At 67.6% G+C, this 7,582-nt stretch carries 8 protein-coding genes and 1 pseudogene; 2 read left to right on the top strand and 7 right to left on the bottom strand.

The features are described 5' to 3' along the window. Window positions 1–345 precede the first annotated feature (345 nt). The 4 genes and pseudogenes from CEK66_RS15985 to CEK66_RS15970 form a co-directional block, all read right to left on the bottom strand. Window positions 346–460, bottom strand: a pseudogene (locus CEK66_RS15985) (7,8-dihydro-8-oxoguanine triphosphatase); the annotation flags it as partial. Between the two features lie 163 nt (window positions 461–623). Further along, entirely contained in the window at window positions 624–1,112 is a 489-nt protein-coding gene (locus tag CEK66_RS15980) for an 8-oxo-dGTP diphosphatase (RefSeq protein ID WP_148828211.1), read from the bottom strand. Between the two features lie 69 nt (window positions 1,113–1,181). After that, window positions 1,182–1,688: a DUF1249 domain-containing protein gene (locus tag CEK66_RS15975; protein WP_017909496.1), complete on the bottom strand. Its 507-nt coding sequence runs from the start codon at window positions 1,686–1,688 to the stop codon at window positions 1,182–1,184. A gap of 155 nt (window positions 1,689–1,843) precedes the next feature. After that, a complete protein-coding gene (locus CEK66_RS15970) occupies window positions 1,844–2,665 on the bottom strand; it encodes a pyruvate, water dikinase regulatory protein (RefSeq protein WP_010342958.1) in 822 nt (273 codons plus the stop codon). Window positions 2,666–2,810: 145 nt separating this feature from the next. Between CEK66_RS15970 and ppsA the strand changes: the two genes are divergently transcribed. Next, entirely contained in the window at window positions 2,811–5,186 is a 2,376-nt protein-coding gene (ppsA, locus tag CEK66_RS15965) for a phosphoenolpyruvate synthase (protein WP_152237568.1), read from the top strand. Between the two features lie 5 nt (window positions 5,187–5,191). Then, entirely contained in the window at window positions 5,192–6,142 is a 951-nt protein-coding gene (locus tag CEK66_RS15960; RefSeq protein ID WP_152237569.1) for a mechanosensitive ion channel family protein, read from the top strand. A gap of 98 nt (window positions 6,143–6,240) precedes the next feature. Here CEK66_RS15960 and orn read toward each other — a convergent pair whose 3' ends face one another. From orn to CEK66_RS15945, 3 genes are all read right to left on the bottom strand, one after another. Beyond that, complete coding sequence (gene orn / locus CEK66_RS15955; protein WP_017917154.1) at window positions 6,241–6,813, bottom strand: oligoribonuclease; 573 nt, start codon at window positions 6,811–6,813, stop codon at window positions 6,241–6,243. A gap of 100 nt (window positions 6,814–6,913) precedes the next feature. Further along, window positions 6,914–7,414, bottom strand: coding sequence for a tRNA adenosine(34) deaminase TadA (gene tadA / locus CEK66_RS15950; protein WP_152237567.1), 501 nt, complete (start codon window positions 7,412–7,414; stop codon window positions 6,914–6,916). Then, the coding region (locus CEK66_RS15945) for an iron dependent repressor, metal binding and dimerization domain protein (protein WP_304951742.1) at window positions 7,411–7,582 on the bottom strand (172 nt) is incomplete at its 5' end. The genes tadA and CEK66_RS15945, both read right to left, overlap by 4 nt.

The following is a 7,582-nucleotide window of genomic DNA, read 5'->3' as shown; positions in this document are numbered from 1 at the left end:
CCCGATGGGAGAGGGGCTTTATGGCAGCGCGAGTGTGTAGGACCCGCGAGTCGCACCAGGACTGCAATGCGTCCGTCGCGGTACGGCATGACCCCGTGGAACGGGCGTGGGTCGCCATCGAACACCAGCGGCAGGAAAAGGCTGTTCCTTCTCCCGTCGGGAGAAGGTGGCCCGAAGGGCCGGATGAGGGTACGGGCGGAGCCTGGTGCACCCAAACATCGCGAGACGCTTGGCGCCGCACCCTCACCCGCCAGCAAACTCCGCGAGTCGCTTTCGCGCCGTACCCTCACCCCAACCCCTCTCCCGGCGGGAGAGGGGCTTGATGGCAGCGCGAGCGTGTCGGCCCCGCGAGTCACGCCAGAACTGCATGCGTCCGTCGCGGTATGGCATGCCCCCCGTGAAACGGGCGCGGATCGCCATCGAACACCAGCGGCAGGAACAGGCTGTTCCTTCTCCCGTCGGGAGAAGGTGGCCCGAAGGGCCGGATGAGGGTACGGGCGAAGCTTGGTGCACCCAAACATCGCGAGACGCTTGGCGCCGCACCCTCACCCGCCACCAAACTCCGCGAGTCGCTTTCGCGCCGTACCCTCACCCCTCTCCCGATGGGAGAGGGGCTTAGCGCGTCAGACCCGCGAGTAGCGCCAGGACTGCATGCGTCCGTCGCGGTATGGCATGACCCCGTGGAACGGGCGCGGGTCGCCATCGAACACCAGCGGCAGGAAATGGCGATCGCCCTCCCACAGCGGCAGCGTGTCCATCTGCGCGATCGGCACCCAGGCCAGCGTGCCCTCGGCGTTCTCGGCGAACGGCTCGCCCGCGTAGGCCTCGATCAGGAACACGAAGCCCAGCCAGTCCTCGCCGTGCTTGCCGAACCCCGGCCAGCTGATGGTGCCGCGCAACTGCAGCGCCTCGCAGGTGATGCCGGCCTCTTCCAGGATCTCGCGGCGCATGCCGGCCAGGACGTCCTCGTCCGCCTCCACCTTGCCGCCCAGGCCGTTGTACTTGCCCAGGTGATGGTCGCCGGGCCGGGCATTGCGATGGACCAGCAGCACCTGGCTGCGATCGGGCGAGAGTACGTAGCCCAAGGTGGCGACGATGGGGGTGTAAGGCATGCGACGAAGGCAGAGGACGACGGGCGCGCAGTATGCCGTAACCGTGCCGCCGCCTGGTCCAGCCTGTGGCTAGACGGCGGGCGTCGCCGCGTCCTGCGCCGCGCGCGGCAACGGCGGCGCCGATCGCAGCGTGGCCACGCCGTGGCCGCGCTCGGCCAGGTATTCCAGCCATTTGCCGAGGAAGGTGTTCATGCGCATGCGGTGGCTGATCAGTTCCGCCGGCGGCGGGTACAGCCCCATCACGTCCTGCCAGCGGCGGCCGACATAGCAATGCGTGGTCTCGGCCTGGCGCGCGTCCAGGTACAGGCGCACGTAGGCCGACGGGTCCGGCTCGCCGGTCAGCGGGTCGCACAGATCGTAGGTCAGGCGCAGTTCGACGGTGTAGCGGTGACGCTCGATCACGTCCAGGCGCAGGTCCAGGCCGTCGCCGATGCTGGACACGTAGCTGCCGGCGGCCAGGTCGGCCGGCACGAACAGGCGGTTCAGGTGCAGATAGTTCTCGGCGTACAGCCCCATCAGCCAGCCGAAACGGCTGAGCCGGGGGATGCGTTCGCTGCGGGTCATGGCGTGCTGCATGGACCGATCCTACACGCTGGATCGCGCCGGCGGCAGCATTGACGGATCGGCGCCAGCGGCCTACCGTGGAAATCCCTGCGAGCACGTGCGGAAATGCCGTCGCCGCCAGGAACGGCCCCGCCCGACCGGCGCGCGCTGGCCAGTCACACCCTCTCTCAGAACATCTCGCGCTGCAGTCCCAGCGTCGCCAGCACCTTGCTGGAAATCTCCTCGATCGAGGTATGCGTGGTGCTCAGGGTCGGAATCCGCTCCATGCGGAACATGGTTTCGGCCGCCGCCACTTCGCGCCGACAGGTCTCGGCGTTGGAGTAACGCGAATTCGGCCGCCGCTCCTGGCGGATCTGCTGCAGCCGCTCCGGATCGATGGTCAGCCCGAACAGCTTGTTGCGATAGGCGCGCAGGCGCGGCGGCAGCCGATCGCTCTCCAGGTCCTCGTCGGTCAACGGATAGTTCGCCGCGCGCACGCCGTAATGCAGCGCCAGGTAGATGCAGGTCGGGGTCTTGCCCGCGCGCGACACCGCCACCAGGATCACGTCGGCTTCGTCGTAGGTGAGCGCGATGCCGTCGTCGTGCGCGAGCGCGAAGTTCATCGCGTTGATGCGGCGGTGGTAGGTCTCGAAGTCGACCAGACCATGCGCCTGTCCCACCCGCGAGTGCCGCGGCGCGTTCAATTCGCGCTCCAGCGGCTCGATGAAGGGCGCGAACACGTCGAGCATCAGCGCCCCGCTCTCGGCCAGCAGCATGCTCAGTTGCGGATCGACGCAGGAGTTGACCACGATCGGCCGAACCTGATAGCGCTCCCCTGCGGCATGGATGCGCTGCGCGGCGTCGCGGGCTTTTTCCGGATCGTCGACGAACGACATGCGGTCGGTGACGAAGCTGAAACCGCTGAACTGGGTGAGCAGGCTATGCCCAATGGTTTCAGCGGTGATACCGGTTCCATCGGACACGTAGAACACCGGTCTGATCGTCGACATTGCCTGCATTCTCCTGGCTGAAACCCAACGGATGCGCCCGCTTCGCTTGTGCCGGCTCGGGTGCGCACTGCATCATATCGGCTTCTTCCCTCACGGACGCGGCCATTCAGCCCGCCTCGGGCGATGGCCTAACGGAGCATCGCGCTTGAACGAGAACATCCTGTGGTTGCATGAGCTGCGCCTGGCCGACCTGGCTCGCGTCGGTGGCAAGAATTCCTCCCTCGGCGAAATGATCGGCAATCTGGCGGGGCTCGGCGTGTCCGTGCCGGGCGGCTTCGCCACCACCGCCGAAGCGTTCAAGGCCTTCGTCGCCCACAACGATCTGTACCAGCGCATCTTCGACAAGCTGGCCACGCTGGACGTGGAAGACGTGGGCGCGCTGACCGCCGCCGGCAAGGAAATCCGCGGCTGGGTGATCGACGCACCGCTGCAGCCGGAGCTGGACCAGGCGATTCGCGACGCTTACGCGCAACTGTGCAACGAGAACGGCGGCGGCGACGTGGCCGTGGCGGTGCGCTCCTCGGCCACCGCCGAAGACCTGCCCGACGCCAGCTTCGCCGGCCAGCAGGAGACCTTCCTCAACGTGACCGGCGCCGACGACGTCGTGCACAAGGTCAAGGAAGTCTTCGCCAGCCTCTACAACGATCGCGCCATCGCCTACCGCGTGCACCACGGCTTCAAGCACGAGGACGTGTTCCTGTCGGCCGGCGTGCAGCTGATGGTGCGCTCGGGCGTCGGCGCCTCCGGCGTGCTGTTCACCCTGGACACCGAGTCCGGCTTCCGCGACGTGGTGTTCGTTACCTCGAGCTTCGGCCTCGGCGAAATGGTCGTGCAGGGTGCAGTCAATCCCGACGAGTTCTACGTCTACAAGCCCACCCTCAAGGCCGGCAAGCCGGCGATCCTGCGCCGCTCGCTGGGCAGCAAGCTGATCCGCATGGTGTATTCGGACGTGCCGGGCGAGCGCGTGCGCATCGAGGACACGCCGGCACAGCTGCGCAACACCTTCTCGATCAGCGACGAGGACGTGCAGGAACTGGCCAAGCAGGCGCTGGTGATCGAGCAGCACTACCAGCGGCCGATGGACATCGAATGGGCGAAGGACGGCGTCAGCGGCAAGCTGTTCATCGTGCAGGCGCGCCCGGAGACGGTGAAGTCGCGCGGCCACGCCACCCAGATCGAACGCTTCGCGTTGCAGCAGCGCGGCGAGGTGATTGCCGAAGGCCGTGCGATCGGCCAGAAGATCGGCGCCGGCGTCGCCCGCGTGGTGCGCAGCCTGGAAGACATGAACCGGGTACAGCCCGGCGACGTGCTGGTCGCGGACATGACCGACCCCGATTGGGAGCCGGTGATGAAGCGCGCCTCGGCGATCGTCACCAACCGCGGCGGCCGCACCTGCCACGCGGCGATCATCGCCCGCGAGCTGGGCGTGCCGGCGGTGGTCGGCACCGGCAACGCGATGGAACTGGTCGAGGACGGCAAGGAAGTCACCGTCAGCTGCGCCGAGGGCGACACCGGCTACATTTATGGCGGGCGCCTGCCGTTCGAGCGCACCACCACCGACCTGGGCAACATGCCGCCGGCGCCGCTGAAGATCATGATGAACGTGGCCAACCCGGAGCGCGCGTTCGACTTCGGCCAGCTGCCCAACGCCGGCATCGGCCTGGCGCGCCTGGAGATGATCATCGCCGCGCACATCGGCATCCATCCCAACGCGCTGCTGGAATACGCCAAGCAGGACGCGGCGACCAAGAAGAAGATCGACGAGAAGATCGCCGGCTACGCCGACCCGGTGAGCTTCTACGTCAATCGCCTGGCCGAAGGCATCGCCACGCTGACCGCGTCGGTGGCGCCGCACCCGGTGATCGTGCGCCTGTCGGACTTCAAGTCCAACGAGTACGCCAACCTGATCGGCGGCAGCAACTACGAACCGCACGAAGAGAACCCGATGATCGGCTTCCGCGGCGCCAGCCGTTACGTCGATCCGAGCTTCGCCGCCGCGTTCGCGCTGGAATGCAAGGCGGTGCTCAAGGTCCGCAACGAGATGGGCCTGGACAACATGTGGGTCATGATCCCGTTCGTGCGCACCCTCGAGGAAGGCCGCAAGGTCGTCGAGGTGCTGGCCAGCAACGGCCTGCGCCAGGGCGAGAACGGCCTGAAGATCATCATGATGTGCGAGGTGCCGTCGAACGCGCTGCTGGCCGAGGAATTCCTGGAGATCTTCGACGGCTTCTCGATCGGCTCCAACGATCTCACCCAGCTCACCCTGGGCCTGGACCGCGACTCCTCGATCGTGGCGCACCTGTTCGACGAGCGCAATCCGGCGGTCAAGAAGATGCTGTCGATGGCGATCAAGGCCGCGCGCGCCAAGGGCAAGTACGTGGGTATCTGCGGCCAGGGCCCGTCCGATCACCCGGATCTGGCCGAGTGGCTGATGCAGGAAGGCATCGAATCGGTCTCGTTGAACCCCGACACCGTGGTCGACACCTGGCTGCGCCTGGCCAAGCTCAAGAGCAAGGGGTGATGCCGATGCAGTCGTGGCTGACGGCACTGACGGCGGCCACGACCGCTGCACCGGCGACGCGGGCGGCGCGCCCGTTCGACTGGCGACAGCTGGACTGGGCGCAGTACGCGCTCAACTGGGGCGTGGCGCTCCTGATCCTGGTGGTCGGGATGTGGGTCGCCAAGCGCCTGAGCGAATGGCTGCGCAGCGCGCTGCTGCGCGCCAGGGTGGAAACCACCCTCAGCAACTTCCTGCGCAACGTCGCCTACGCGTTGATGCTGGTGCTGGTGCTGGTCACCGCGCTGCAGAAGATCGGCGTGCCGCCGACCTCGCTGTTCGCCGTGCTCGGCGCCGCCGGCCTGGCGGTGGGCCTGGCGCTGAAGGACTCGCTGTCCAACATCGCCTCCGGGGTCATGCTGATCGTGCTGCGGCCGATGCGCGACGGCGACCACGTGGTGGTGGCCGGCCAGGAAGGCGTGGTCGACGAGATCCGGATCTTCCAGACCCGCATCCGCACCTTCGACGAGCGCATGGTGACCCTGCCCAACAGCACCATCACCACCGCGCCGATCGTCAACTACAGCACCCTGCCCAACCGGCGCCTGGAGATCACCGTCGGCGTCGGCTACGGCGACGACCTGAAGAAGGCGCAGGAACTGTTGCTGAAGATCGCGCAGGACAATCCGAACATCCTGAAGACGCCCGCCCCGTTCGTGCAGGTCACCAACCTGGGCGAGAGCACGGTGGACCTGATGCTGTTCGGCTACGCCAAGAACGGCGATTTCGGCGCGGCCAAGAGCAGCACGCTGGAGCAGATCCGCAATCAGTTGCTGGAGAACGGGCTGAGCATTCCGTATCCGCAGCGCGACCTGCACGTGTATCACCACGATGCCGACGGGCGCCCGATCGCGGAATTGTTGACCAAGGGCGTCACCGACGACGGCGAGACCAAGCCGGGACCGCCGCTGGCGCGCTGAGCGGCGGCGTCAGCGCCTGCATTCCCTGCGCGACTGTATCCGCCCGACGATCGTCGGGCGATCTATCGCATGCTCTCTGACAGCGTCCTGATCGCGGATCAGCCCTCGCCCTGCCCGCCCAACGTGCCCATGAACGGACGGTAGTAACGCAGTTCGTCGATGGAATCGTGCACGTCGCTGAGCGCGGTGTGCGAGGAGGTCTTGGTCAGGCCGGCCGACACCGTCGGCGCCCAGCGCCGCGCCAGTTCCTTCAGCGTCGACACGTCCAGGTTGCGGTAGTGGAAGAAGCGCTCCAGCCGCGGCATCTGCCGGTGCAGGAAACGCCGGTCCTGGCAGATCGAGTTGCCGCACATCGGCGAAGTGCCGGGCTTGCACCACTGGGTCAGGAACGCCATGGTCTCGGCCTCGGCCTGGGCCAGCGTGACCCGGCTGTCGAGCACGCGCTGCCACAGGCCGGAGTGGCGGTGCTGATTGCGGTTCCACTCGTCCATCGCCTCCAGCGTCTGCAGCGGATGGGCGATGGCGAACTCCGGGCCCTCGGCCAGCACGTTGAGTTGCGCGTCGGTCACCACCGTGGCGATTTCGATGATCGAATCGCGATCGGTATCCAAGCCGGTCATTTCCAGATCGATCCAGATCAGCCGATCGTTCGCCACGTGCGCTTGCGCCATATCACCGTCCTGTCGTTCGCGGCGGCGAGGCCGGCGCGGAAGTGTCGTATCAGGCTTCAATGATACCGCGCGGCCTGCGCGACCGGCAGGGGCTGGCCGCTCACGCGCCCAGCGGCGGCTTGCCGCGCTTGGCGCGGAAATAGTTGGTCAGGCGCGTGCTCGCCTCCGCCGCCAGCACCCCGCCGCGGACCTGCACGCGGTGGTTGTGGCGCGGATCGGCGAGCAGGTCGAACACGCTGCCGCAGGCGCCGGTCTTGGGATCGGTGGCGGCATAGACCAGTTCCGCCACCCGCGCATGCACCACCGCCATCGCGCACATCGCGCACGGCTCCAGGGTCACGTACAGGCGGCTGCCGACCAGGCGGTGATTGCCGATCCGGCGGCCGGCCTGGCGCAGCGCGACGATCTCGGCATGCGCGCTGGGATCGTGTTCGGCGATGTTGAGGTTCCAGCCCTCGCCCAGCACCTCGTCCTCGGCCGAAACCAGCACCGCGCCGACCGGGATCTCGTCGAACTCGCGCTCGGCACGCTCGGCCAGGGCCAGGGCGTGGCGCATCCAATGTACGTCGCGCGCCAGTTGCGCGTCGTCGCCGACGCTCATCGCGACGCGCCGTGCTTGCGCACGAACTCGGCGAAGACCGCCAGCGTCGCTTCGCTGACATGATGCTCGATGCCCTCGGCATCGCGGCGCGCGGTGTCGGCGTCGATGCCCAGGGCCAGCAGGAACTGCTCCACGGTCTGGTGGCGCTGCCGGCTGGCCGCGGCCAGC

Source organism: Xanthomonas sp. LMG 12460, assembly GCF_009192895.1.
GTDB classification, from domain to species: Bacteria; Pseudomonadota; Gammaproteobacteria; order Xanthomonadales; family Xanthomonadaceae; genus Xanthomonas_A; species Xanthomonas_A sontii.
This window is presented reverse-complemented; position numbering and strand designations above follow the sequence as displayed.